27 protein-coding genes are annotated in these 25,203 nt (G+C 56.0%); 8 read left to right on the plus strand and 19 right to left on the minus strand.

Translation table 11 applies throughout. The features are described from left to right. Positions 1 to 3 precede the first annotated feature (3 nt). A complete protein-coding gene (locus MUY37_RS00920) occupies positions 4 to 855 on the plus strand; it encodes an HNH endonuclease signature motif containing protein (protein WP_499193606.1) in 852 nt (283 codons plus the stop codon). Between the two features lie 4 nt (positions 856 to 859). Here MUY37_RS00920 and MUY37_RS00925 read toward each other — a convergent pair whose 3' ends face one another. From MUY37_RS00925 to MUY37_RS00945, 5 genes are all read right to left on the minus strand, one after another. Then, positions 860 to 3,730: a hypothetical protein gene (locus MUY37_RS00925; RefSeq protein ID WP_499193607.1), complete on the minus strand. Its 2,871-nt coding sequence runs from the start codon at positions 3,728 to 3,730 to the stop codon at positions 860 to 862. An 89-nt stretch (positions 3,731 to 3,819) separates the two neighbouring features. After that, positions 3,820 to 4,896 (minus strand): hypothetical protein, encoded by a 1,077-nt coding sequence (locus MUY37_RS00930; protein WP_499193608.1) that lies wholly within the window; start codon positions 4,894 to 4,896, stop codon positions 3,820 to 3,822. A 582-nt stretch (positions 4,897 to 5,478) separates the two neighbouring features. After that, positions 5,479 to 6,825: a hypothetical protein gene (locus MUY37_RS00935; RefSeq protein ID WP_499193609.1), complete on the minus strand. Its 1,347-nt coding sequence runs from the start codon at positions 6,823 to 6,825 to the stop codon at positions 5,479 to 5,481. After that, entirely contained in the window at positions 6,822 to 7,883 is a 1,062-nt protein-coding gene (locus tag MUY37_RS00940) for a nucleotidyl transferase AbiEii/AbiGii toxin family protein (RefSeq protein ID WP_499193610.1), read from the minus strand. The genes MUY37_RS00935 and MUY37_RS00940 overlap by 4 nt, the downstream gene beginning before the upstream one ends. Next, on the minus strand, positions 7,876 to 8,484 hold the full coding sequence (locus MUY37_RS00945; RefSeq protein WP_499193611.1) for a DUF6088 family protein: 609 nt from the start codon (positions 8,482 to 8,484) through the stop codon (positions 7,876 to 7,878). Before MUY37_RS00945 ends, MUY37_RS00940 begins: the two co-directional genes overlap by 8 nt. Positions 8,485 to 8,712: 228 nt before the next feature. Between MUY37_RS00945 and MUY37_RS00950 the strand changes: the two genes are divergently transcribed. Both MUY37_RS00950 and MUY37_RS00955 read left to right on the plus strand, forming a co-directional pair. Continuing rightward, positions 8,713 to 9,075 carry a hypothetical protein gene (locus tag MUY37_RS00950; RefSeq protein WP_499193612.1) on the plus strand — a complete coding sequence of 121 codons (363 nt, stop codon included), beginning with the start codon at positions 8,713 to 8,715 and terminating at the stop codon, positions 9,073 to 9,075. A gap of 30 nt (positions 9,076 to 9,105) precedes the next feature. Then, positions 9,106 to 9,789 (plus strand): hypothetical protein, encoded by a 684-nt coding sequence (locus tag MUY37_RS00955; RefSeq protein ID WP_499193613.1) that lies wholly within the window; start codon positions 9,106 to 9,108, stop codon positions 9,787 to 9,789. Positions 9,790 to 9,815: 26 nt separating this feature from the next. Here the strand turns inward: MUY37_RS00955 and MUY37_RS00960 are convergent, their stop codons facing one another. Continuing rightward, positions 9,816 to 9,980 (minus strand): hypothetical protein, encoded by a 165-nt coding sequence (locus MUY37_RS00960; RefSeq protein WP_499193614.1) that lies wholly within the window; start codon positions 9,978 to 9,980, stop codon positions 9,816 to 9,818. A 472-nt stretch (positions 9,981 to 10,452) separates the two neighbouring features. Between MUY37_RS00960 and MUY37_RS00965 the strand changes: the two genes are divergently transcribed. Beyond that, positions 10,453 to 10,761, plus strand: coding sequence for a hypothetical protein (locus MUY37_RS00965; protein WP_499193615.1), 309 nt, complete (start codon positions 10,453 to 10,455; stop codon positions 10,759 to 10,761). On the opposite strand, the gene MUY37_RS00970 is transcribed toward MUY37_RS00965, so the two are convergent. Next, positions 10,758 to 11,312: a recombinase family protein gene (locus MUY37_RS00970; RefSeq protein WP_499193616.1), complete on the minus strand. Its 555-nt coding sequence runs from the start codon at positions 11,310 to 11,312 to the stop codon at positions 10,758 to 10,760. The two genes, MUY37_RS00965 and MUY37_RS00970, sit on opposite strands and share 4 nt — an antisense overlap. Positions 11,313 to 11,573: 261 nt before the next feature. Between MUY37_RS00970 and MUY37_RS00975 the strand changes: the two genes are divergently transcribed. Then, entirely contained in the window at positions 11,574 to 12,092 is a 519-nt protein-coding gene (locus MUY37_RS00975) for a hypothetical protein (RefSeq protein ID WP_499193617.1), read from the plus strand. Here MUY37_RS00975 and MUY37_RS00980 read toward each other — a convergent pair. The 4 genes from MUY37_RS00980 to MUY37_RS00995 form a co-directional block, all read right to left on the minus strand. Next, a complete protein-coding gene (locus MUY37_RS00980; protein ID WP_499193618.1) occupies positions 12,089 to 12,958 on the minus strand; it encodes a hypothetical protein in 870 nt (289 codons plus the stop codon). The genes MUY37_RS00975 and MUY37_RS00980 overlap by 4 nt on opposite strands. 92 nt (positions 12,959 to 13,050) lie before the next feature. Next, positions 13,051 to 13,428 carry a hypothetical protein gene (locus MUY37_RS00985; protein ID WP_499193619.1) on the minus strand — a complete coding sequence of 126 codons (378 nt, stop codon included), beginning with the start codon at positions 13,426 to 13,428 and terminating at the stop codon, positions 13,051 to 13,053. After that, the gene (locus tag MUY37_RS00990; protein WP_499193620.1) at positions 13,429 to 14,850 is read right to left on the minus strand and encodes an SLC5/6 family protein; all 1,422 of its coding nucleotides are present in this window, start codon (positions 14,848 to 14,850) and stop codon (positions 13,429 to 13,431) included. 87 nt (positions 14,851 to 14,937) lie between these two features. Continuing rightward, positions 14,938 to 15,447, minus strand: coding sequence for a hypothetical protein (locus MUY37_RS00995; RefSeq protein WP_499193621.1), 510 nt, complete (start codon positions 15,445 to 15,447; stop codon positions 14,938 to 14,940). 236 nt (positions 15,448 to 15,683) lie between these two features. Here MUY37_RS00995 and MUY37_RS01000 point away from each other — a divergent pair, with 236 nt between their 5' ends. Then, on the plus strand, positions 15,684 to 15,896 hold the full coding sequence (locus MUY37_RS01000; protein ID WP_499193622.1) for a hypothetical protein: 213 nt from the start codon (positions 15,684 to 15,686) through the stop codon (positions 15,894 to 15,896). A gap of 81 nt (positions 15,897 to 15,977) precedes the next feature. On the opposite strand, the gene MUY37_RS01005 is transcribed toward MUY37_RS01000, so the two are convergent. Beyond that, positions 15,978 to 16,403: a hypothetical protein gene (locus tag MUY37_RS01005; RefSeq protein ID WP_499193623.1), complete on the minus strand. Its 426-nt coding sequence runs from the start codon at positions 16,401 to 16,403 to the stop codon at positions 15,978 to 15,980. A 494-nt stretch (positions 16,404 to 16,897) separates the two neighbouring features. On the opposite strand from MUY37_RS01005, the gene MUY37_RS01010 reads away from it, so the two are divergent. Continuing rightward, positions 16,898 to 17,245, plus strand: a complete 348-nt coding sequence (locus MUY37_RS01010) for a hypothetical protein (protein WP_499193624.1) — start codon at positions 16,898 to 16,900, stop codon at positions 17,243 to 17,245. Positions 17,246 to 17,248: 3 nt separating this feature from the next. Here MUY37_RS01010 and MUY37_RS01015 read toward each other — a convergent pair whose 3' ends face one another. From MUY37_RS01015 to MUY37_RS01025, 3 genes are read right to left on the minus strand one after another with little or no spacing between them, the layout of a single operon-like run. After that, entirely contained in the window at positions 17,249 to 18,115 is an 867-nt protein-coding gene (locus MUY37_RS01015; RefSeq protein ID WP_499193625.1) for a DUF5677 domain-containing protein, read from the minus strand. Between the two features lie 55 nt (positions 18,116 to 18,170). Next, complete coding sequence (locus MUY37_RS01020; protein ID WP_499193626.1) at positions 18,171 to 19,484, minus strand: relaxase/mobilization nuclease domain-containing protein; 1,314 nt, start codon at positions 19,482 to 19,484, stop codon at positions 18,171 to 18,173. Next, positions 19,481 to 19,840 carry a plasmid mobilization protein gene (locus MUY37_RS01025; protein WP_499193627.1) on the minus strand — a complete coding sequence of 120 codons (360 nt, stop codon included), beginning with the start codon at positions 19,838 to 19,840 and terminating at the stop codon, positions 19,481 to 19,483. Before MUY37_RS01025 ends, MUY37_RS01020 begins: the two co-directional genes overlap by 4 nt. 361 nt (positions 19,841 to 20,201) lie before the next feature. On the opposite strand from MUY37_RS01025, the gene MUY37_RS01030 reads away from it, so the two are divergent. After that, positions 20,202 to 20,813 carry a PilZ domain-containing protein gene (locus MUY37_RS01030; RefSeq protein WP_499193628.1) on the plus strand — a complete coding sequence of 204 codons (612 nt, stop codon included), beginning with the start codon at positions 20,202 to 20,204 and terminating at the stop codon, positions 20,811 to 20,813. 92 nt (positions 20,814 to 20,905) lie between these two features. Here MUY37_RS01030 and msrB read toward each other — a convergent pair whose 3' ends face one another. The 4 genes from msrB to MUY37_RS01050 all read right to left on the minus strand — a co-directional run bounded on the left by msrB (position 20,906) and on the right by MUY37_RS01050 (position 25,166). After that, positions 20,906 to 21,403, minus strand: coding sequence for a peptide-methionine (R)-S-oxide reductase MsrB (msrB, locus tag MUY37_RS01035; protein WP_499193629.1), 498 nt, complete (start codon positions 21,401 to 21,403; stop codon positions 20,906 to 20,908). Positions 21,404 to 21,486: 83 nt separating this feature from the next. Further along, positions 21,487 to 22,827, minus strand: coding sequence for a cytochrome P450 (locus MUY37_RS01040; protein ID WP_499193630.1), 1,341 nt, complete (start codon positions 22,825 to 22,827; stop codon positions 21,487 to 21,489). 150 nt (positions 22,828 to 22,977) lie between these two features. Next, entirely contained in the window at positions 22,978 to 24,189 is a 1,212-nt protein-coding gene (locus MUY37_RS01045; protein ID WP_499193631.1) for an ABC transporter permease, read from the minus strand. Then, positions 24,186 to 25,166: an ABC transporter ATP-binding protein gene (locus MUY37_RS01050; protein ID WP_499193632.1), complete on the minus strand. Its 981-nt coding sequence runs from the start codon at positions 25,164 to 25,166 to the stop codon at positions 24,186 to 24,188. Before MUY37_RS01050 ends, MUY37_RS01045 begins: the two co-directional genes overlap by 4 nt. Positions 25,167 to 25,203: the final 37 nt, after the last annotated feature.

Genomic DNA, 25,203 nt, shown 5'->3' on the forward strand with positions numbered 1-25,203 from the left:
CGTATGTGGACCATACCCAAACCTGAGATCAGCGCGCGCGAGACCTTCGATATCTGTATCGAAGGGATACGCGACCCAAACCTGAAGGCCCGACTTCAAGGAATCCGTCAACAAATCGAGGATGCTGATACAGACTTCGACGCCAGAGGTGTTGCGAGCCAGCTCTACGCGATTGCTCAGGCCGCCAACGTGGTTGGCGTTGCGGGAGCTGTCACTGCTGACGAGATGGTCAAGCTCTATGAGCGCCATATGGCACGGCAAAAGAGCAGAGGCCGAGCAACCTATGACAAGATCATGGTTGGGGCTTTGCACGGGCAATGTCCCTTTTGCGGGCACTTGCCAGTGTCTACGCTCGATCATTCTCTCGGCAAGGCCGAATACCCAGTGTTGGCGGTCACCCCGATCAACCTGATACCTTGCTGCAAAGACTGCAATCACAAGAAGGGAACCGCAGCCGCGCTAACTCCTGAAACGCAATTCCTTCATGCCTACTATGATGATTTGACGGCGGATCGCTGGCTATATGCGCAAATTGTCCAAGGCTCTCCTCCTGGAGCCACCTTCTATGTCAATCCGCCTGCCCATTGGGATGGGGTAACCGCCCAACGCGTAAACCGCCATTTCCGAGAACTTGAGCTTGCAAGCCTCTATGCATCGCAGTCGGGCAGACAGCTTCAGAACATCCGTAGCTCACTAGCGAAGAATTACGATGCGGCAGGGGCACAGGCTGTCGCGGAAGATCTGATCGAGCGTAGCGACAGCTGTGCTCAAGTGACGGTCAATTCTTGGGAAGGTGCACTCTACGAGGCTGCCGCGAACGATGCGTGGTATTGTGGAGGTGGCTTCAGGGCTTAGACCCTTAAGTCAATGGTTCGAGCAAATTGTCCGGCGGGATGGAGGCGCTTGGAAACCGTGCACGCAGCCGTTGTGCTGTTTCACCAAGTGCGTCGCTCCTGCCTAAAGAGCGATGAACGAGATACGCTGCAGTCTGACGGGTTTTGGTTTTACCGCGTAAAGCGTTCGCCCAGCCCACTTCCGCAGAATCAGGATCAATCAACGATAAGATTCGTTCGAAAATTTCCCTCTCTTCCTGACGAACCATCCGTAGGAAGAGTAAAGGATCAGTGAGCCAACTCCCATTCTTCTCGGAGAGTTTGATCGCGGCATTTTCAATGTGAGGTGCCAGGAACTGAGCAAACAGGTCGGGGCGCTTATTATGTAGTTTCGCTAGCAGGATGGCCGCCCAGTCCCAGTTGAATGTGTGACCGTTTGAGATTCCGATCACACCCTTGTTTTCAATGAATTTGATCGCGAAATCGAAAGCTGTGTAAGCAAGCCTCGGTGTAAGTGTGGCAATGTTATCTCGATTACGAGATAGAATATCGCCGATCTCACACTGGCCAAATTTGACCATCCCGCAAACCGAAAGAAATACATCGGCATCGTGAAAAAGGTCATCGATCTGAGGTGCAATAGTTGTTTCGATCTCCGACCAATTCAGTCGATTCACGACTTCGGTGAATTTGTTCTGATCGACCTTTCTTAGGAACAGGAGCAATCCTGCGGCACTTTGAAAATCGCGAGTAGAGCACTGCGAAATTTTTTCGGCCAGATCGCTTGCACTCCAAATATCTGAGATATGCCTGCCGACCTGTCTCATCGCTTTGCTTGGACGATCCTTTCCTTTGTATAGGCCAAGTGGGTCGTGGAGACGCAAGACGTGCCAAAATATCTCGTCCATCTCATGAAATGAGCCGACGGGATTGTCGACGAGACGAGGGGCGACGCGAGTTGAGAACTTGGCTACTAAGTCCAAGCCGAATTCTTGATCGTGATAAGCTAAGTGTGAGCAAAGCTTTGCAAACGACGACAGGTAACCGTCGTCAGGCCATTCGTTCGCCAGACTTTGCAGTTTTTCCCTATCGAGGAGAGCCACGAAACTGCCCTTCCATTCTTCCCATTCGGATCGTGAGACGTTGGAAACGAGCTCGGACATCGAATAGACTTGGTCGGGCTTTGCATTTGAGAGCTTCTCAGCCAAGCCTCGCCTATCAACAGCACCGCCGATCTTCGCGCATAGCTCTTTATCCTTCATGGATATCTGGCCCAAGAGGTAACCAGTTCCATACGCGGATTGGCCAGTGGCTTCGTCAATCCAGCGTATCAGCATCGCACCATCGTCACTGATGATCTGACCGACCCAGTCGTCAAAGTAGCTTTGAAGCTCGCTGAGGAGGAGGCATGCGTGATTGCGGTTTTCCTCGCCCTCTTGCGTCCAACATCGCGCGATCAGTCCCTCTAGATGGGCCTTTTCTACCAGTGGATGAAAGCGCCAATTCCCGATCCCCATTCGAAGCTCTTGCAAGAGATTTCGAAGGCCGATCAGAGAACTACGAGGATTTGCGACAAGTGCATCAATGACCATTTTCAATGCGTCGGTTTCTTTGGCTTCGGCTGCACGCCTCAATAGCTGCTTCAAAACGACGGCAGAAAATCTCTGGTGTGGCGTTCTCAAATCACCTTGGTGGGCAATCAGTCGGTTTTTCGCCAACCACTGGATGCTCTGCTCTATGGCTCTGGGACCAAGGTTTAGCGGCTCGAGTATGTGTTCAATATCCGCTTTTGAAGCCACAGCATCTCTTGTAGAAATTTGACGTGCGGCGATTGCGGCCAGAACAAGATGGCTACCGGTACTGACCGCTGAGGATGCAGCCGCATCCGCACGCGTCCACCCCCCACCTAATATGAAGCAGAACTGCCATGGTACGTCCGCTTCCTCGGCAGCGTCCAACCTCCTTTCAAGCGACTCATCATATGGTCGATCACTCACAGTCTTATCTATCGCATGGACCGCCCTTAACGTGGCTTCTCGGTTAGCACGAAGCTCCTTGGCGATCGTCCTCACTGCTTGCTTTGGGTCGAGATATGTCGTTCCAGGCGTTTCGATCAGATTATCAGCCGCATTATAGGTAGCGAGAAGGTAGGAGTTTGAATTCGTTGATTGCTCTACCGACCTAATGACGTGTTCTGGAGCGAGGTGAGCATCGTCCACTATGTAGAGAGCTGGCGACTCAGTCTGATTAAGTTGCAGTATCCCTGCACTTGAATCTCTTGCCCTAAAGATTTGCCAGCCGCGCTGCTTCATGATTGAGGCGACCTGCATGATGCAGACAGACTTTCCTGCACCCGGAACTCCCGCTAGCCGAGCCGAATGAGCTGCTTCGAGTTCGCGCAGTATCATCGCTGTTTCAGGAAGAGTGGGGCACGCAGCGGCATCTGCTGGCCCTAGCGCCCTTCCCATAAGGGCTGGCCTCAAGTCACGCCCTTCAGAGAAACTCAATTCTTCCCACGCGCCATTTGCTTGTTCCGACTGGATTTGCAGCGAGCCTAGCTTCTCTGAGCGAACGGCTTCATGCTGCCCCTTCATTTCCCGCAATTTCTTCACAGGAAACCGCTCGGCATTGTCATCGATGATCGTGTGATGATCTCCGCACAGAAGCAGAAGATTCGCATATGAGCGACGCTCTTCATTGCTCATTGCCGGATTGAAGCGTTTTCCGTCAGGCATCGCCGCTTCGATGTGACAAATCCTACCGATCATCACACCGTCGCGTGTCATCAAAACTGTATCACAATCGGGAAATGCGCACTGGTTTCCAGAGCGTATATACAATTCTCTTTTCACATCGCTCTTGGGTTCAAGCCTTTTTGGTAGCTCCGTCTCGTCCATGGATTTAATCTAAAGCGAAGAGGCCCTTTTTGCGAGTAGAATGAAGAAGATGTCCGCAAGGCGATTTAGCTTCGATGCAATAGCGACAATCAACCGATACGTTGCCTTCCTACCCTTGGCGCCATAATCATCAGGCCGAGCAGGATCCCACCGAGCGGGATTAGCTCGATGAAGATGCCAATGGCGATCGCGCCCATCGTCGCTTGCGGATAGAGGCCGAGATACGCCACGTTCGAAGGGGCGGTGACAGTCGGCAGCTCGGCTTCTTTCAAGGCTGCGATATCGTCCAGTCCCTCGGTCAGCGTTTCCGCCATTCCCTCGAAATTGTTGACGATGGCCGCTGCTCCGCTTGCTGGCAAACCAGCGGCGTACCAGTCGCGGCGCATGGCATCGGCGACCGATTGCATGGCCTCGACCTGGAGCGCGTCATTGGCCGAACGTGCGAGGCGGGCAAATTCATCGCCCTGTTTGCGAACTTCAACGAGCTTCGCATGGCGCTCCATGTCGCTGTCGATGATACGGCGCGTATCAAGCAGAAGGCTGTCCATGCGCGCGAACAGGCGGGAGAGACGGGCGCGAGAGCCAAAGATGGCCTGTCGCGCATTCTCGCAAGCGTCGCCGATATTGGCGAGCGTGGTTGCCACACGCCCGACATCGCCACCTTCGCGGCTGAATGCGCCCGTTGCGGCTTCCTGCGAACTCATGCGGTTGGCTGTTGCGCTGCATTCGCTGAGAGCCGCCAGTCGATTGTTGATCGAAGCGGCGGCGCGACGGCGCTCCTCGGTCGCTTCCTTCATGGCATCGAGTGAGGCTTCCATATGGGCGCGCTCGCCCGATGGTGCAGCTAGGGTGGAGGCGGCTGCAACGGCAAGTATGCACGCGAGCGCAAGATAGGCGGCAACGAAGATTGCCGTTGCAGGGCCCCGCTTGGATGGTGGCAGGGTAGGGATGTGTCGCAGCGCGATATAGGAGCCGTAGGTCAGGCCTGCGGCAATCGCGATCATCGAAAGGATCGTCTTGATCCACGCACCAGCATCCATTTGTCCTGAAGGCGCGACCAGTTCGGAAATCCATACTCCGGCGAACACACCTGAGATCGCATGGAGCACCATATTCATCGCGAGAAGTCCGCGAACGCTTGTCGGAAGTTTTGCGGGTTGAGCCATAATGCCCTCCTTTCACGCGCAGCATTGGCAGCAGAGAGGACGTGAATTGGGGGAAAGAGCGTTCTCGGGCAGGTGGTATTTGATGGAGAGAGACAACGAGTTTCAGCGGTACGTGATTGAGTAAATCTGATACGGCACGTTTCGTTGAGTAGAGATGTGGCTGGCGGATGAGCCATCCAAGGCAGCTTTTGCACTATTGTTGACGTTAGTACTGACCGCAAGATGTGCGTTTGTATTACAAAACCGGCCTGAAGGCCGCTTTCGCCAAACGCCTATCTTGGCAAGGGGAACCCGCTGCGCGTTCCCCGTTGCATCCCCTCCGGCTGTCCGGTGCCTTCCATAACCCATGTCGCTCTTTCACGAGGAATACGAGGCGTATTCGGATCGTGAACTGAGCATCAAGGCCAGTCAGGCACCGGAGGCAACGTGTGGCCGTTGCATCGCCAGCCAGGAGAGCCTCCGTGCTCCCCCAAGCGCCCCCAAGGCCAATGGGCGCAGTCGCCGCCCCTCTGGACACCCTCGACCAACCGTCCGCCGTTTGGATGCCGCCACGCTTTCGCGCATGGAGACGACCAGAGGGGCTTACGCCGCCCCATCTGGACTCCCGCGAGATATGCAGAATGTTCGCGAATAGCCGCCTTCGATCCCTCCGATGAAATCATCCCTCGTCATGGTCACCGAGCCAAAGGGGATATCTGCTGCGAATGGACCAAGCGCCACTATGTTCATCTTGACACGTTCCACTGCATCGAGGCTTACCGCCTGTTCAAGCAGATGCATGCACGCAATGATGAACATTTGCTCCGCTTCATCAGGGCTATCGGGATCGTTGATGTTCAGCTTGAGTTTGATCGTAGTGGTGGCGTGTTCGTTACCTTCCGCATAATAGGCGATGTTATTCTTCCAGATTGGGTCACCGCCGAATTCTCGCATCGGGCTTGACGCGTGCCATTCATCATCGAAACTGTTGTGGTAGTGGCCGGTGTCGTATCCGAGATCGCTCATGAACTTCATGGCGATATAGGGCGACCAGCCTTGCGAGGCAGGTACTGCAGGTGGTGAGTCTTCTCGCTCTTTCAGGGCGAAAAGGGCAGTGAGCGAATGCTTGAGTTCCGACTTCGTCTTTGGGCGAGAAACCATAATTGCCTTTCGCCATCGTTCCAATGTCTCAACGTCCCCGCGAATGCGCGTTATCGCGAGCCAGCGAGCATAGGGTACAAGTTTCTTATCGATGCCCGCCACGCCCATCGTGGCAAAGGCGTCAGAATAAATGACGTAAAGTCGCCACGCATAGAGAAAGGGTAAGAAGCCAACCGACAGCAGGATAGGCAGCAGGAAATCAAGCGCAGTCTCCCAAGTCGCTGTTTCGGTCCATTTGTCGATCGTCTCGACAACGCTGAAGCCAAGATATCCGAGGCCGATCACGGCCATTATACAGCCGCAGAACTTTACCACTGGCGCATGTTCTGGCTTGCGCTTGGCAACTTCCCCCATGAGCGCGAAAAAAGTGACAACCGGGAGGGCGATCAATTCGACGATCAGCGAAAAACTGTGAAGTTCGGTGATAAAAAGAAAGATCGAGGTGATTGCGAAGATGTCGCGAGCGACCTTGTCCATGCCGATCTTGCGCTTCCTGATCGAGTCCATCTCGAACATCGCCACAAAAGCGAATGTGACAAGCCAGAGGATCGTCGATTTGAGATGGGCAAGCGACCACCAACCGATGCTGTCTAACAGATAGATTTCTCCCGCTGCGTAAATGCCCGCAAGCAGCAGAGGGGCGATGATAACAGGCTGGAAAAAGGTCCCGGCCAGGTTTTTGAGCGAACCTCGCACAGGCTTGTAGAAGATGACCGCGATGACAATGACGCAGAGCCAGAAGGCGTAGGCCCATTCACGATTGCTGACGGATTCGATTACTTCGTTCATTCCGCATTGTCTGCGCGGTTGAGTTGCTCCTCAAGTTCCGCGATGCCTGCCAGCAGATCATCGAATGATGGCGGCGGAGACATGAACATGACTTCCATGTCCGCGTAGTCGCGCCTCAAGCCCTCAACGATTTCGTCAGATGGTATTAGTCGAAGCGAGCCAATTTCGGCTGTTTCGTATGACGCAGAGGGATCGGCAAACATCAGGCTCTTATTGTGAACCACGCGAGCCAAGAGTTCTGGCTGTCCGAAAGCATCTTTGGCAATCCCGCTCTGAGCAAGCATCAATGTGTCGTAATAGTGTCGCGACATCCCGTCGCGCAACTTCCCGTTGTGGTGAAGCGCATGAAGGATCGTCGCCTTTTCCCAGAACGTACGCGCAGCAGCCAGAGTAGGTATATCGGTACTCGCCTCTGGCAGATCATCGGGAAACTCTTCGGCGAGATAGGGTGTAATTGCCTTCAGTTCTGAGGGTTCGGTATCCCCGCGCGCGCCGAACTCCAGCTTTATGCGTGGCTTGATGTAATCCGTATCGCCACGTCCACCGTAGTCGTTCCCGTAGTTGAGACCATAGCCAGATGTCTTTGGATAATTGAACAGGAGCGTCTGTTCGTCCCTGTCGTCCGGGTCTGGTATGATCTCCCAACCGTCGCTTGTGCCAAGCGCCGTTTCAATTTCACGCGCTAGCGCAGGGGTGATCGCGTCCGCGACGAATGCCTGCGCTGCCTTTTTCACGCGCCTGGTTCTCTTCTTGATCTGACTCGAGGATATTCCCTCTTCCATCGGTGAGGGTTCGTCGCAAATCATCGGAGCCGTCTTGGATATGACGAGGTCGATATCTTCTGAGAAGCGGTGAATGATGTCGTATGCTTTGGACAGGGATGTTCCGCCCTTGAACATCAGGTGACCTGACAATTCTGCGCAGTTCATCAAGCGCCGGAGTGTCCAGCAGACCCAGAAGTCCTTTTCGATGATGGTCGGCGTGAGATCGCGCCGACTTGCCGCTTCTTCTATGAAGGCGCGACGATCATCGACTGACATGCGGGCGAAATCATCCAAGGCGGGCCTCGTCGATCTTGAGAACAACATCGCCCATCCAGCCTGTCATCTGCGGGCGAGCCTTGATGAGGACTTTCATATCATCATCGCTTAGACGATCAGCAAACTGACGAATGGTGTCCGCATCCATATCATTCCTTCCGAAATGGGCGATGGCCTGCAAAACAGTGTTTGCGCGGTCAGACGCCTTGTCGAGCAGCGGCGCGCGCGCACGTTTGAGTGCCAAAGTGCGTCCCCCTACATTCTTGGTTCGAGAGGGCCCGTCTGTAGAATAGCTAGATTTTGCCGGAACCTGAGTGGAAAGCCCCAGACGGTTGACGGCGGCGGCACCTGCCGGACCGATCTTGTCACCCCTTTTGCGCGCAACGGCACGAACCAGACTGTCCGCATTGGGACTGAGTGCGCCTAGTTTGTCGTGAAGCTTGGGAAAGTCATAGACCCCGCGTCCGACACGTCGGATTTTGCCTGCCTTTGCCAGACGCGACAAAGCCATATCCACCGAACCCCGTGTTCCGAAGTCGATAAAATCCTTAGGCGTGAAGGCCCATCCACGGCCTTTGCCGCGCACGCGCTTCATGATCTTGTCAGCCACAGCAGACATTTTTTCGCCCTCCTTATTGTTAGATAATAACACATGTTTTTCTAACAAACAATGAAATTAGAAGTTCAAATAAAGACCTGTATGTCAGTATCTTAGATGATCGGATGCGATATATGTGCATGGGCGCTATATACAAGGGATCATACGCTCGCTTCAGCCCTCATTCGCCCACGGCGAAGTCGCCAGAAATCCACTTACAGCGCCTCACGGAAACTAGGAGAAACTGCTATGAAACATGACCCGCAAGGCAAATGGCGCAGCATCAGGATTATTCGGCGGAGGGGACGGTCTACGGGTCGCGTTGCTGTCGAGATCGAGATGCCCGCTGAGGATTGGGCATGGATCGAGGAACTGGAAGACCGCCTGATGATCCCCGATCGCGATTTGCTCTATATGGGATTCTTTCAGGGCATGGAGCGTGTGGGTTGGAAGAACCCTGACCATGTGACCACTCCCAAGGAGCCGCCGCCTCGCACCTATGCTCTACGGAACAACGTGCCGACTGCCGAACAACGCGAGACCGAAGCGACCATCATCCCATTTCCTCAGCGTAGCGATCCAAGCGAATGGGATGATGATATTCCGTTTTGAGATATGATTTTTCTGACTTAATGCGGACTGATGTTACGGGTATTCGTCACGCTTTTAGCTCTTTTCCGCATGGTGACTTTGATGGTGCTCTCAGCGGTTGGCTGTGCCGGAGCTGCCATTGCGCAAGAGTCAACCGATCTGTCGACCGTAGGCCGATGCTACGATACTCCAGATTTTGAACGCGCGTTGGAACAAGAAAACTGGCTAGAGGTTGCGTCTGCTAATACATTGCGATTGAGCCACGAAGGCGACAGAGTCTTTCAACATACAAGAATATTCGCGTCCTATGACGGGCGTGCTTGGTTCATTGCGCTCGGAGATGCCCCGCTCGATGGTATTTCGCGTGACTTTTGCGTGCCCACATCAGGTCATTCGATATTGGTTAGTGACTATAGAAGAGACCAGCCTCCTACCGTTGCGGTGCCATCATTTGATTCCACTGAGGCAACAATCACGTGCAACCGGATCGGTGGGAACTGCGGCCCTCTTGAAACTATATTGAGAAACTCCGCAATCGGCCCCGTACCGTATCGGATCGCAATGATAGGGACCTCTGTCGATGAAGGATCGGGAAATACTTTAACCACAATTATTGTCAGCGAGGGCGGCGATTTTCGTGAGCTGGCTACTGGCAACACCGGCGCCACAATCTATGTATCAAGAGGGGAAAATTTTCGCTTCAGTGAAACGATCTTGACGGCCTATGATCAGTGAATTGGCGGCTTGAGATTACTTGCCAATTACAACGAGAGCGCAATCCTTATTGAGTCAAGTTTGGCCTGAATTTCAGCGCGACTAGTCTCGTCGCAAGCATTTGCAACCTGACATTGCAGGTCAGCGAGCAGCGCAAGCAGCTCTTGGCGTGATAGCTTTGCCAGCGATGCGGTGTTGAATATCTCGTTCATGGCTTTCTCCTCCCTTTGCCCCGCATTGGCGGGTGCGTTTGTTGGTGAGAGGAACAGCTCCGATGCCCCATGCCGCCGTCATTCGGATGAAGCGCAACGCCAGTGGAGCAATCTGCCTTTAAGGCATGATTTGATGGTCGAGGTATTGAGATCGGGACACCGACTTGAACCCATCGACAAGCGCCGCCGCCAGTAGGGCAGAGGCAGAGCAAAGACCAGTTAGAGATGAGCTGCCGGATCGATGAACTCGGAAGCGTTCGCTTTTCAGAGTCTCGCTTCGCTGCGCAGACCTGTAGTGAATGAGGGACGATACTGACCGCTTGGTCGTGACAGTCAACGGCCTGCCCGCACCACTTCACCCAAAGGCGAACCGTGTTGCCCGTTGCCGCGCCCTTGGCACGTGACATATCACTCGGTCCCAACCGGCCTTCTTTCGCCCTGTTCACCAACAGGAGCGCGAAGGAGGCTCAAAATGAAAGACGACTATATCCGAGAGGAAATCACCTGGGACGGCATCACCATCGAAATCGGTTGGTCGCCGGAATATTTCTCAATCGGCGACGGCAAGACGATGGGACATCTCGAAGTGCGCTCGATCGCACCGGACCGGGAACCGCTGCCGATGACCGAGACCGGTTATCGCTCGCACTGGATCACGCCGGAGGAAATCGATGAATATGGTGGACTGCTGAATTTCGTCGAGGCGTGGATAGCGCATGAGGCACAATCGCGATCGTGGATCGATGGCAAAGCGAAAAGGGCACAACTGGAACTGTTCTAACACCCGTTCACAGCGCGGTAGAGCGTTCGTTCGCTCACTCCGCTTTGTGCGGCAATCACCGCCATTTCCTCACCCGCAGATTTGCGCCGCTTCGCGTCCGAGATCTGCTCGGGTGTGAGACTGGCTGGACGGCCAATCGCTTTGCCTCGCTTGCGGGCCGCTTCCATCCCCGCCTTCGTGCGCTCAGAAATCAGCGATCGCTCCAATTCGGAGAAAGCGTTGCGTATCTGAAAGAAGCACCGCCCCATCGGCGTGGTCGTATCAATCCCCTCGGTCAGGACGAGGAAATCGATTCCACGCGTCTCGAATTCCTCCAGAACATCGAGCGCATGGCGAAGCGAGCGAAACGCCCGATCCATTTTCCAGAGAACGAGCGTATCGCCAGACTTGAGCGAACCGAGCACTTTCTCGAAGCCAGGACGCTTCTTGGCGATAGCTGAGATTCCGTCATCACGGAAAATGCGCTCGCACTGCGCTTGTTTGAGTGCGTCTATCTGAAGGTCGAGAGATTGGTCGGTGGTAGAGACCCGCGCATATCCGATACGTGCCATTTAATGTCGCGCAGGTTGTCCGGTTGATGGAGGTGAAGAGCCGAAACCCCGTGCATTCTCTGACAAAATGGACCGTTTTTGGCACGGTCAATATCGCGGGGTTGTTCTCTTCAATTCAGGCAGGCCATTCCTGCACTGCGCGTAGCGCATATTACTGAATTTCCTGCGATTTTGCAACACAATTACGACTCATCGCGTTTCGCTTGTCGAGAGCATTGACAAAAACGGTCCCTATCGTCGGAGACGAAAGGACGGCCCGAAATGACATCACTGGCAAGCAAGGTTTTTACGGGTATCGCAGCGAGCGCAATGACCCTGACCCCATTGGCAACAGCAGACGCTCAAGATGCCCTGTCGTCGGCAAACCAGAATGTCGCGCCCGCGAGTGTTTCGACTGAACCGCTGACTGTACAATATGTTGAGGCGAGCGATCGCACGTTGAACGATGCCAGAACCATCGCGGCGGATGCTTCTCACGAGCGTTTGGCAATTGTCGTTTGGGGTGGCAATCGCGCCTTGCAGCAGGAAGCCTACAATGCCGCTCTGGATCTCGTAGATATGGGGATCGAAGTCGCATTTGTTCGCGCGCCGGATCACGATGAGTCAGCCAGTGAAGCTTTCATGCAGGTGTATGCTCGTGCGACGCCTCGCGCAGAAGGTCATTGGTCAGAAACTCGCCTGGCCGAAGTTCGCCCCGATGTTCGTAATGCAGCACTGAGGGCATACGAAGACGCTTTTCCTCAACGGCTCGCTGCCTTGCAGCCCGCTTCGCTGCGTTAAATCTCAAATCTTTGTTCTGAAACCGGACTTGGAGTCGCGTTCGCTGCGAGTTCAGTTTGTGCGACTTCACCGCGAGCCGCTGGATTGAATGCTTCTGAAGAGGACCGCGTATCAGCAAACGGATTATCGCCTACGGACAGTCCCGACCGGGCCGTGGCATTTTCCGCAACCAGTGTTGTGTCGTCCATTGTCGCCGAACGTTGCTCTGCGAAAATCTGACCATCTGCAGTGGTCGAAATTTCGAGATCAGCGCTTTCTTCGTGACGGAGATTGTTAGCTCTCACATCTTGCAGGCCTTGCTCAAACTCATTGAATGCGTCCGGATTCTGCCTCATGTCGTCAATCGCAGCCGCCTGAGCTTCTGGCGTTTCTGCATTTCTCGCATTCTCGACATCTTCCAAGGCACGAGCACGACGTTCGTTGCTCCAGCCTTCTTCGTCAGCGCGGTCGTTGATCCTTTGCTCTGCAATGTCGAGTGCTTGATCGACTTCACGCTGGGAGTAGGCAATACCGTTGATAAGGAATTGGCCGTTGGCATAGCGCACAGCTTCTTCACGCTGTTTCGCCGCCAACTCAACAATCATCCCGGCGTCGCCTGCTGGATCATCCTCCTTGCGGCGACGTTCATCCAGTTCGATGACTTTCTCGATGGCTTTGGTGGCAAGGGCTTCGCCGTAGTTCATGGCGGAGGAATCCGCATCTGCCGGGCCTGTGAACCAGAACGCATTATATTGGTTTCCAGCGAACAATGCGGCCTGGTCGCTCAGTTCTGAGATCTCAGGCGGAAGCAGGTTCAGATCATCAGCCAAATGTGCTGCAATCCCTGCATCTGTAACGTTTCGCTGTGTAAGTTCGGCTGGTGCCATCCCATCCCCTTATTGGTCTATATCTGTAGATAATACAGGGGAATAGTGAATAAATTATGTAAATATTATAGACAATTTGTCTAAAATTTTATTTATTTGGAGGGTAGTGTCTTTTCGGCGTTATTCAACCCGGTATTAAGATACACGGACATGCCAAGGACTAGTAACGTAGGGACGATAAGGTAGAACGTAGCGGCGTTCAGCAAAAGCGTTCCTGCCACCACAAAACCCATAATGATGGTAAGTCCGTAAATTAGCCATAGGAAAGAGATATCGAGATACGCAGCCTTAATAACTGCATTGTTCTTTGTGTCTGCCTTGATCTCTGAAACAGCGATGTTCACGCGTCCCTTGGGAATCTTAATGATCTTATCGTTGAACACGGAGACGTGATGCCAGGGGTGTATGGCAACAACGCCAAGGAACAGCACGACAAGGATGCTCCAACTCGCAAATTCGGGCGTCGGCATCTAGTTTTTCCCGAGCTTGAACGTAAAGGTCATGCAGAGCGCAAACCCCACCACCATGCCCCAGAGGCCTCCGATCGTGCCGGTCCCGAACAAAGGGGTCAACGTACCGATTGTGATTGAGAGCCACCCGAGGCCAAGCCCGATAAGCATGGATCGTGGCGAGCGCATCCGTTCCGGATAGAGGAGGACCGCAAGGACCGCCGGAAAGACAATCGAAAGCTGCGAAAACAGCCAGAAAATGACCGGAAGGAACGTTGCCATGAATCCATCAAAAACGAACGTCGCAAGTGCATAGCATCCGATTACCGTAGCAAAGAGAGTCAGAAGAAAGAAACGTGAGCGATTGATCTTGTCTCCGGTGGACTGCTGCGATTGATGACCGAAGACTGCTGTTGCCGCTGCGATGGCCGAGCTGTCTGCCGAGGATATGAGCGCCGCGAACAGCCCGAGAAAAATAAGCGGCTGTAGAACGTAGACACCCAAATCACCGAAGGTTGTGACCGGTGCGAAAATATCGGCAGGCGACGATATGGGCTGTCCTGCGCCCTGATAAACACCTGCAATCAGAACATAGAGAGCGAACACCACGGCAGATGCCGCGATACTATAAGCGCCAACCTTCATCTTGAAAGCGCTGTTACCTGTTGATGCGAGCCGCTGCCAAATCCCTATCTGTGGGGTAACGAGAGTTGCGTTCGCGATCAGTGCAAAAAGCAGAAATGCGATTATTTCATCCGAACCGACCGTGGGGGCTAAGGAAAGAGCGGGTCGGGCTGATTCAAGATTGGCAAACAAGAGAGACGTTGCCACACCCATCAACGCAATGAGTCCGATGATAATGAGAATGCCCTGCCAGACATCGGATTCAAGGACTGCCCTGAACCCGCCAAGCGATATGTAGGCAAAGCAAATTAAGGACAGTGCGATGAGGATGAAGAAAGCAAACGCTACAGGTGCATCGGGGAAGAGGAACGAGAACAGCGCGACTCCTAGTCCGAGTTCGATATAGACCAGTGAACCGCTCGATAGCGCATTCATGTAGTCCACTACTTTTCCAAGTGTTGCAGAGCCGGTGCGTCCTTCTATCAGTCCCCCCACCGTATCGAAGGTGTTGAAATCTACTTTCGATTTAAGCGCAATGCTGAGAGCCGCCCATTGCCCAAACGCGTATGTCCCGATGCTGCCTACCAAAACCCAGTAGCCCCAAAGTGCCGAGACCTGCATGTAGTAAAGTGCAGCGGAAGCGAACGCGATTGTGGAGGCAAACCACGTGAAGAAGAAAGCGACCGGAGACGCCGTTCTCCCCGCGAAAAAGAAATCGTCGTTCGAACCGATGCCCAGACGCGCTCGATAGCCCAAGTAAAAGAAGAATATGAGCGATAGCGCGACCGCCATTAATACGAGATCACCGCCCGCTACCATGCTGCCCCCTTCTTAACGCAAAGATCGGTCTCTCCTGCCGACCGCATCTATGATCTTCACAGACTATTGCTTCGTTATCTTCGATTCTCAAGAGCTTTCTCTTCCCTGGCCAGTCGTACTGCCCCGACATGTAGCAGCCTTTGCCGGCCTGATTTGCCCATATAAATCGAGCACATAGTCCCAGTGCGATCTCACCACGTTTGTGGTACGTCGTGCAATCCACCGCTGCACTTTTTGATGATTGAGACCAGCGGGCAGAGGTTTGGGGGCGTGCTTGAGGATGGCGACTGCGCCGAGGCCTGTGCGCTCGACCTCTGCTTGCAGATGCAAGACTTGCGCATCAGATAGTTGGATGCGCTCAGGCGGCATGTGTTTCTCCGGAGGCGACCAGGCGGCATATGCCTTGAGCACCCAATCGATATGCTCTTTCTTCGCCGACGCGATCGATCCGATCTTCCAGCCTGTCATCATTGAACTGGTCAGTCCTTGCGGCATATCCTTGCGTCTGCCGCGCATCAGCTTCGAAGCACCGATGCCCGTGCGCTCAGCCTCGCTTTCAAGTTGTTTCCTGATCTCTTTGGTTATCTCCACACGCATGGAATCAGGATATCATGGGTTGGCATTGGTCAGTGGGACCAATGTCCTTTCACTCACAAGTTTTCGGGCAGCGGGTGATTGCCATACCCACCTTGCTTAAACCTCGCAGGTGCGCGCCGCCGGTCAACACGGACGTAGTTGCGTGAATTGACCTTAGCACCACTCATTCACCTGCTTTCTCGGTCGCAAGGCACAGCAATCCCGCTGTCGCCGAGAACTTGAGAAAGGAAATCCCCATGTCCAACAAACCAACCCATCGCATATCATTTGCGCGCATCATCGGCACAGACGAGGACGGAGCAGACAAGCTCGGTTCGGCCCGCGAGATCGGAGCCATTTGGCCGCGCGAGAATGGCAAAGGCGGCATTCTTCGACTGGACCATATTCCTGTCGAGCTGACCCGCCATCAGGGCGTGCTCTTCGTGAACGAAATCACTTCGAAGAAATAGATGCGACATAGCGAGATCGAAACGCAGGGCGTGAGAACGCCCTGCGAATCACGCTTGCTCACAATCAATGATGTGCGCTGTTTAGCGAGCTCCAAACATCGCTTGGTAGGCTGATCTACTCATTGCTACGAGGCGGGGCCGAACTTCGTCGATATTGTCTCTACCAAGTTGAAGACCGAAACCTTCGTCGTACATCGGAACACCGTCAGCATAGATTTGATAGTGTGCATCGGACTCTATGGCGTTCAAGTCTGGACCCAATATAAAGGTGACGGCCATTCCGAGATCACGCAAATCTTGAGCTGCGCGATACGCCTCACGCATCATGTTTTCGTCCTGCGCATAGCTGATTATCGCAATTCCATTGACAGACGTCTCCGCGCCGCGCGCCATGACAAATCGCACGGATTCTTGCCTATCATCTTTCGTGACGAGAGTTCCTGCCTCCTGCGCAGTTGCAGAAGTTGATAATACGAGAAGGGCGATGGCAAGTACGAGAGAACGCATCGCGATTTGATAGCGAAAACTCGGCGGATTTCCAGAATGAACAATTAGGCGTTTCGGCCTTGGCCGACCGCGCTCTAACGCTTTCAGCCTCCGAGCCTGTAGTCTCGGCCCATTCGGGTGACGATCGCTAACGCAGGGATCGAGATGTTGACGGGGCTTAGATGGACCGTGCTCTTTCCCGCTATCGCTCCTTTAGGGTCCGGGCTTGTTTATTTTTGCCCCGATGCACTCTGCCGCGTCTTCGGGCAGCTTCAGCGGCCAAGCACAGGCCCGCTTGGCTGCGCTTTCGCTGCGACTCAGCCGCTTGGCAGGGTGCGGTTTCTGTTTGGGTGATGGCTAAGGGGCCTTGCCCCTGGCGCGCGCAAGGCATCCAAACGTATCCAACCCTTTGGGCCAGACCCTCGTTCGGAGCCTCCTTGCACTTGCCTCCCCATTCTCGCCGAAGGGCAGAGGTTCATGAATTTTATGAACCTCAAAAGGAATGGAGTTGAGAGATGGAAAAGAGACTGCTGTCACCAGATGACATCATTGAAGCCCTGAAGCGGGCAACCAATAGCTATGAAGGCGCAGAGGAGCGCTGGCAGGAGCGAACTAGGCGAGGACTGACCGATGAACAGCTTGAAGAGGCTTTGGCCTACGAGTTGGGGACAGCGGGCGGTTCGGGCGGGCGCGACATTCTCTCGGTCGAATACTGCCGTTCGGGCTTAAAAATCTGGGCTGGTTGGGAAGGCACGAACAGCTATCGTGACCGACCTGTCCTTGAAGGCAAGCGCACCATGATGTTGGCGCGAGAGGTCTACGGCATCGCCGATCCGACTGACGCGCAACTGGCGATGTTTTGAGGGTCATCCATCATAGTAATGATCGAACTTTGCAAAGAGTGCGTTGTTCACGCGTTCGATCCAGTCGAGAGTGCCTTTCAGATTCTCGTCATATACCTCGATACGTTCGAGCCAGAGCCGGTAGGGCTCGATTGTGAAGCGAATTGTCGGCGCGATGTAGCGCACATCCGCGGGGTGATAGAGCGAAAACGGCAGGAAGGTTCCGTCCTCATTGCGCGTCAATCCCCAATCCATCGATTCATTCCAAGATCCATGTATCGATTCCGACATCATGCCGTAGGTCGCGGGGTAGAGGTCATCATGGATGACCTCCGCGAAGATGTCGCGAAACGACTTTCCCTGAATCCTCCATCGATGTTTCTTCTGCTCTGCGAAATCGTCGGCGGTCAGCTTCTCAAACGCCATTTTCTCGCGAATTGCCGCAAGCAACCTTTTGCCAGCCTTCGTCTCGAAGAAGGGCGAACCGTTCTCCAACTCTCGAAGCAGACGAAGGCGATCCTTATAGGAGCATTTGCGATAGTCTTCGAGAACATCTAAACTCTGCGACATGAGGTAGGTTGCCGTGACCGCACCCTCTATGAGCGGACGCTCGATAATCCCGATGAGTTCGGCTTTGCTCTCGCCATAGTAATAGACAACTTCACGCAGGAGCTTGGCGACACGAACGAGCAATCCCAAGATCGGTGCATCATCGATCGAGAAACCGTCAGGGTTGCGTTCGGGATTCCGAATTCGGGCGAGGCAATCGTAGATTTCCGCGACATCGCCAGCGAAGGTGTGAGCAAAGGCATTCAGGGAATCGACCGAAGTCAGGCCGGTCTTGATGTATTCCTGATCGTATTTGTCTGTGATCGCCTGAATCTCGTCCATGCCCGATGATATCAGGAGAAGCGTGGCAAGGTCACGCCGAGATTGCAGTGTCTTATCAACGACTCAAATCGAGACCCCGCGAAGGTCGCGATTGGCCTTGCTCGTTGGTCTGACGCGCTTTCCTTGAGAACTGCTCGCGCATGGGTTTCTGCTCGCCATCGCGCATCAGGCGGTAGTTTGCGGCCTGCTTGTGCAGTTCCTGAATCTGCTTTGCATGACGCTCGCGGGTTTGACGAAATTGTCCCTGCAACTTCCGCCGCTCCTTGTGTTGCGCCTCCAACATTGACTCCCGTTGTTCGCGGTCGCGCTTGAGGCCGTGCCAAGCCTCCAATTCGTTGCGTTTGACCATCTTGGCATGTTCACCTGTCATCCTGTCCCACAAGCCGCGAATGCCAGTGCGCAGGCGATTTGCGCGCTCTTTCGTTTCGCGCGCCCACCGCTCTTTCTGGCATTTCGCCATTGTCTTGCGCTCTTGGGCATGCGTTTGGCGCATCGCTTCGCGCTCAACCTTCAACGGCGAAAGCGCCTCATTTGCAAGGCCTTGTGCTTGTTTGATGAAGCTGTTGAGACGCGGTGCAATGGATTGAGCGATATGCTGCTTGGTCTCGGCAACAGAGCGCAAATTGTCAGGCTTGCCGACCTTGGCGGTGATGTCCTTGGCTTTCGTGCCGACCAGTCGGGATAACGCGAATACTTCACCCTCATAGGTGACGGCCACATGGCCGCGCCTGTCGCCCTTCGCCAGATACAGACCGCGTTCTTCGAGTGCATGGACGAATGACTTGGCATCGTCCGAGATCGCCCAAGCATCCTGCGCTTGGGTCTTGAGCGTTTTGGCATCCAGTCCCGCGCGCTTGGCTTGCTGCCATTCATCTAGCGTGAAGCTTCGCGGATCGCGCTTGGACTTATCGGCCAAGCCTTCGGGCATCTTCCAGCCATTCTCCAGATAGAGCTGCTTCGAAACCTCTTGCAGTTTCGTCTTGAAGAATGAGAGTTGCTTGGCAGTCATAGTCTCGGCATCGATCCGCGACCAGACCACATGTGCATGGCGGCGACCTTCCTTTTCGTGGAAGATCACCATGCGCGGTTGATCGGTTAGACCGACTTTCTCTTCGATGGATTCGATAGCGCCCTCAAACACTTCGGCAGGCACGTCCTCATTCTCGGGCGGGTTAAGAGAAACGGAGAACAGGTGCTGTTTGCAGCGCGTTCCCTTCGCCAAGGCCTCAGCCTCTTTCATCGCACCCATGACATCTTCGGCCAAGAACCCGCGCACTTCGTGCACTTCGACATGCTCGTTGTCTTGCGCATTGAGCAGGTGACGACCCAATTGCGCAGCGCCACTGCGCTGTGAGGCCTTGAGGATCATGGGTTCGGCTCCATACCAAGAGCCGTGATGAGGGCTTTGCGGATTTCTGCGATGTCTTTGGAAGCCGAGAGCAAGACGTCTTCGGTTTCTGGCGTGACGGGCAGCGTTCCCAGATTGGCCTGTTTGGCAATCTGGTTCATGTTGTTGGCAAGGCGCGATTGTCCGAGTTTGCCGAGAACGCGCAAAAGCGCGTCCCGATCAATCTGGCTCACACGTTTCCTGCGTGGCGGATCATCGAGCAGTCGCTCGCGGATGTATGCGCCGAGCGGCATGCCCTCGGCTTGCTCCTCTAGCCGAGTGCGCTCCTCGAATGAGAGCCGAAGTGAAAAGGGCGGGTCATAGGGCTTTCGCGCCATACCGACCCCGCTCTCACGCTCTGCGCCGCCTCCGTGCAGTCACAGGAGCGCGACGGCGCGGAGAGCGGCCATTCTCGCTATTCTTTGGCTCACGGGCATTTTGCTGACCGAAAGAGGTATGCTGGAGTTGGATATTCCAGTCTTTCAGCATCTCCAGAAGGTTTGCGGATGCACATATAATGTGCACCAAGCATTCCCCTGTCACCAGCATGTAGTCCCAACCGGTTTTCTAGGCATTAACACCTATTGGCTTATTAGCCGAGCTCGAAGAAATCTTCGGCAGGATACGCTTGGCAGAAAATGCGACGCCAATAATTGCGGAGGAATGTGCAGGGCGATGGAGTATACTAGCGGGCTCGCCATGAACGAAGAGAATTCTGCGCCCCCTGGCGACCAGCGTGGAGCGCCGCGCTTCACCTCGCTCATCCGTGCGGCGAAGCTGGTCTGCGGCCAAGGCGAGTTCGTCTGCGTAATCCGCGACGTCTCGGCCACCGGCGTGTCCGTGCGCACGTTTCATCCGCTACCGACGGACAAGACCGTCGCGATCGAGCTGCGGAATGGCGAAAGCTACGAACTGCAGCTCGTCCGCGGCGAAGGGTGCGAAGCCAGCTATAAATTCGACCGGCCCATTGTCGTCGAGCGGTTGATCCATGAAGACTGGAACTATCCCAAGCGACAACTCCGCCTCAACATCACGCTTCCACTCAAGGTAAGCGCGCTCACCGGCAGCGCGGAGGCCATTACACTCAACATCTCGCAGCAGGGCGCGCGGATCGAATGCGACGCCGTGTTTGCCATCGATCAACGCGTGACGATCAGTTGCGAACACCTGCCCGACATTCGCTGCAAGGTCCGCTGGCGCAAGGACAGCAATTATGGCCTCGTCTTCGAGGACACCTTTTCCTTGCGCGAATTCGCCATATTTGCCGCCCGGGTGCAGTGCCCCGTCCTGTTCCAGAACGATCCGTCCTAGGCTCGGCCCCGGGATGACACCGCAGGATGAAGCCTGCCTGCAGGTTTAGCCCGGCAGGCAGCCGCCCCCGATTCTCGCTCTCGATACGTGCGTCAGGCCGGTCTGAAATCGAGCGCCCCGCCGTTGATGCAATGACGCTTGCCGGTCGGCTTGGGACCATCGCTGAAGATATGGCCGAGATGACCGCCACAATCTGCGCAGTGCACTTCGGTACGCGGATAGCCGATCTTGTAATCGGTGCTGGTGCCGACCGCGCCCTTGTCGATCGCCCGCCAGAAGCTGGGCCATCCGGTGCGCGAATCATACTTTGTTTTCGAACTGTAAAGGGCATTGCCGCAGCCGGCGCAGACGAAGGTGCCGGCGCGTTTCTCGTCATTGAGCGGTGAGGAATAGGGGCGCTCGGTCCCGGCCTGGCGCAGAATGTAGAATTCCTGCTTGCTGAGCCGCTTTCGCCACTGCGCTTTCGACAGTGTCACCGGAAAATCCTTCGCCTCCGCATGGCCCGAACCGCAGGCGGTCAGTGCCACGAAGCTGGCAGATGCGCCGACCCAGCCCAGCAGGCGGCGGCGGTCGATAGAGGTATCGGTCATAATGCGCCGGTTCATGACGTGGGACCTTGGCGCCCCACATCTGAACCTACGCTTGAACCAGCCCGTTGGTGACGGGGCCGGTATCAGAACTCTTCGATTTTCACTTCGAGCTTGCGGAAGCCATGGACGAAGTTCGCCCGCACCCGCTCGACATCGCCCACCACTTTCACGCGCATGCGGCGCTTGTGGATTTCCTCGAGCAGAACCCGGAGCTGGAGTTCGGCCAGACGCGCACCGACACAGCGATGAATGCCGTAGCCGAAGGCGATATGGCGCCGTGCGTTCTCGCGCGTGATGTCCAGCTTGTCGGGATTGTCGAAGACTTCCTCGTCGCGGTTGGCGGAAATGTACCACAGGACGACCTTGTCGCCTTTCTTGATGGTCTGCCCGAACACTTCGGTGTCTTCGGTGCAGGTCCGGCGCATATGCGCCAGCGGGGTCTGCATGCGCAGGATTTCCTGCACCGCATTGGGAATGAGATCGGGCTTCTGTTCGAACAGATCGCGCTGGTCCGCATTCTTGTCGAGCTGATAGATGATGCCGCTCATGGAATTGCGCGTGGTGTCGTTGCCGCCCACGATCAGCAGGATCAGATTGCCCATGAATTCTTCCGGGCTCATCTGGTTCATCGCTTCGGAGTGGATCATCATCGAAATGAGATCGTCGCCGGGTTCCTTGTCCTGCGTGCGCTCGATCCAGAGCGACTGGAAATAGGCCGCCATCTCGTTGAGGAAACCCCAGCGCATCTCGTCCAGATCGCGGACCGTGGCAAGCTCGGTATCGCCCGACCAATCGGACCAGAAGGTCAGCAGGCGACGGTCTTCCCAGGGGAAGCCGAACAGAATCGCGAGCATGCCGGTGGTGAGTTCGATCGATACCTTGTCGACCCAGTCGAACACCTCGCCGCGCGGCAGCGAATCGAGCAATTCGCCGGTGCGCTGGCGAATCTCGCCTTCCATTTCGGCCATGCCGCTGGGCGTGAACTTGGGGGCGACGGTGCGCCGCTGGCCGGTGTGCTGCGGCCGGTCCATGGCGATGAACATGGGCAGTTCGCGGCGTTCCTCGATGCCCGCTTCGGCCAGTTCCTCGTCGGTCAAGCGGTTGAGGATGGTAATGCCGCCATATTCCCAGCTCGAGGAGAAGACATCGGGCAGCGCTTCGATATGCTGGATCGCCTTGTGGCTGACCACCGCCCAATAAGGCCCGAACGGACTTTCGGGGATATAGTGCAGCGGCCCCGCTTCGCGCATTTCCCGGAAAATGGGCTGCCAGGTGTTATCGGCGTAGATATCGCTGCGGCTGACATCCCATTTGTGTGGATGGTCGAGCTTATGCTCGGGATGCTCCGCGAAATGTTTCTTCAGCGCTTCATACGCAGTCGGCGAAGTGCGGCATTGGGGGCGTTCGATTGCGGCAGTGGCCATATGTCTCTCTCCTCGTGGGAGCGACTCCATTCGGTCGCTCTCTCTTCGGCGTCCATCCTGCCCTAACTTACAGGCGAGTCAATAGTGCGTTGCAAATCGCTACTCACTGGCGTGCGTATCGTTTCGTCCCGATTGTCGCAGTCCAGCCGTTCAGGCGGGTGTGGTCCCGCCGACATGCCCTTTCACCGCGCGCCCTCCCTTGCCGGATTTCATCACCCGGCGGCGGAAGATCAGCGCGCCGAAGCGAACGAAAAGCAGGACGCAGAGCGCCTGCCATGCCAGCGCGAGTGCATGCGGCCACAGCGCTTCCGACTGGGCCGCGCGGGCGAGCATGGCGAAGGGCGAGGACAGCGGGAACACCGCCGAAAACAGCTCCATCGGCGATCCCGGTCGCGTGATCGACGATGCAGCGAGGAAGAACACCAGCAATTGCGCCATCGTCACCGGCATGGATAGTGTCTGTACCTCGCGCACGGTTGCCGCCATTCCGCCGATCGTGAGAAAGAGCGACCCCAGCAGGAGATAGCCCATCGCGAAATAGGCGATGCCGATCGTGACAAAGAGGGGCCAGCCCAGCGCCGGTTCGGGCAATCGGGGCAAGGCTTCGCCCGCGAGCAACGCGATCGCTCCGCCGAACATGGCCCATACGGCAATGCCGACGAAACTCACACCGAGCATGGCTACCAGCTTGCCGAGGAACACCGCATCCATGGGAATCGCCGCAGCGAGTACCTCGATGACCTTGTTGGCCTTTTCCTCGACCAGATTGGACAGCACCATGCCCGCGAGCAGCATCATCAGCAGGAATAACAGCAGTTGTCCCGCCTGGGCGGTGCGAATGCGGTCGGTCCTGACGGCAGCGGTGCTGGTCGCGACCGGACGTGCCGTTACTTCGGGATAGGAGGGGATGTCTCGAGCGCCTGCCTGGGCGGCGATCATCGATATCGGCCCGCTCCAATAGGCGATCGCTTGTGGCGGGGCGGTGATCTGAGGCGCATTCGGCGTACCGCTGACCACAGCGCTGTAATTTTTGCCGGGCTCGCGCAGAATCTCGCTCGGCGGGGCCGTGCTGGTCGTCGCCTCCAGATCGGGCAGAGCGGTGCCGACCCTTGGCGCCAGCCGGGCGCGCGCCTCGACCATTGCGGCGGCATCCGCCTCTGCCATCGCCACGGCCACCAGCCGCGTATTCGCATCCCGTTGCACCTGCCCGCCAATCCCTCCGGCAAGCACACCGATCCCGATGGGGAACAGCGGGCCGAGCAGGAAGAACAGAAAGGCACGGCTAAACAGGATGGCGCGGAAATCGCGCCGCGCGACGACGCGGGCGGCTTCGAAGCGTGACAGGCGGGTCGTGTCGTTCAACGGCTTTCTCCCGCCGCAGCGTCCAGTTTCAGCGCGCGCGCCGCGGCTTCTCCGGCGATCTCGACGAAGGCGTCGTGCAACCCGGCGCGCTCGATCGACAGCGACAGAATACCTGCTCGGCCGTCGATCAATTGCTTGAGCATGGCCTCGATCCCCGTCTCGGGTACGGGGAAATACCAGAAATGGCTTTCGTCGCCTCTGCGGTCGTGACGAGCGTCATCGGGAAGCGCTGCCCGCCAGGCCCCTTCGCTGGCGCGGGTTTCCAGCCTGACCTGCGCGGGAATGCGATCGCGCGCGGCGTCGACCGATCCGGCATAGGGCACCTTGCCCGCGGCAATGATCGCCACTTCATCGCACAGCCGTTCGGCATGATGGATGACGTGGGTGGAAAAGATCACGGTCACGCCATCTCGCGCCAATTCGCGGATCGTGACTTCCAGCTTGCCCTGGTTGATCGCGTCGAGGCCGCTGAAGGGTTCGTCGAACACCACCAGGCGGGGGCGATGGACGAGCGTGCCGAGCAATTGCACGGTCTGCGCCATTCCCTTCGAAAGCTGACGGATCTGCCGGTCGATCGCGTGGCCCAGCCCATGGCGTTCGAGCAATTCGCGCCCGCGCGCCCTGCCTTCGTCGAGCGACAGCCCCCGCAACGCGCCCATGAAGGCGATTGCCTCGTCGCATTTCATCGCCGGATACAGTCCGCGCTCCTCGGGCAGATAGCCGATCAGTTTCGCGACCTCGTGCGGACGGTCCTTGCCGAAGATGCGGCGCACCCCTTCGTCGGGATCGATAATGCCCAGCAACATGCGCAATGTGGTGGTCTTGCCCGCGCCATTGGGGCCGAGAATGCCGTAGATCGCACCTTCGGGCACGGCGATATCCACCCCGTCCACCGCCAAAATGCCGTCGAACCGCTTGACCAGGCCCTGTGCCTCGATAGCGAGCGGGCGAGACCCGGCAGGGGAGAGTCGCGTCATCGTGCCTGTTTCGGTAAGCATGGGCGCATGACTAATG

This window comes from Qipengyuania sp. ABI-127-1, assembly GCA_022953095.1.
GTDB lineage: Bacteria > Pseudomonadota > Alphaproteobacteria > Sphingomonadales > Sphingomonadaceae > Qipengyuania.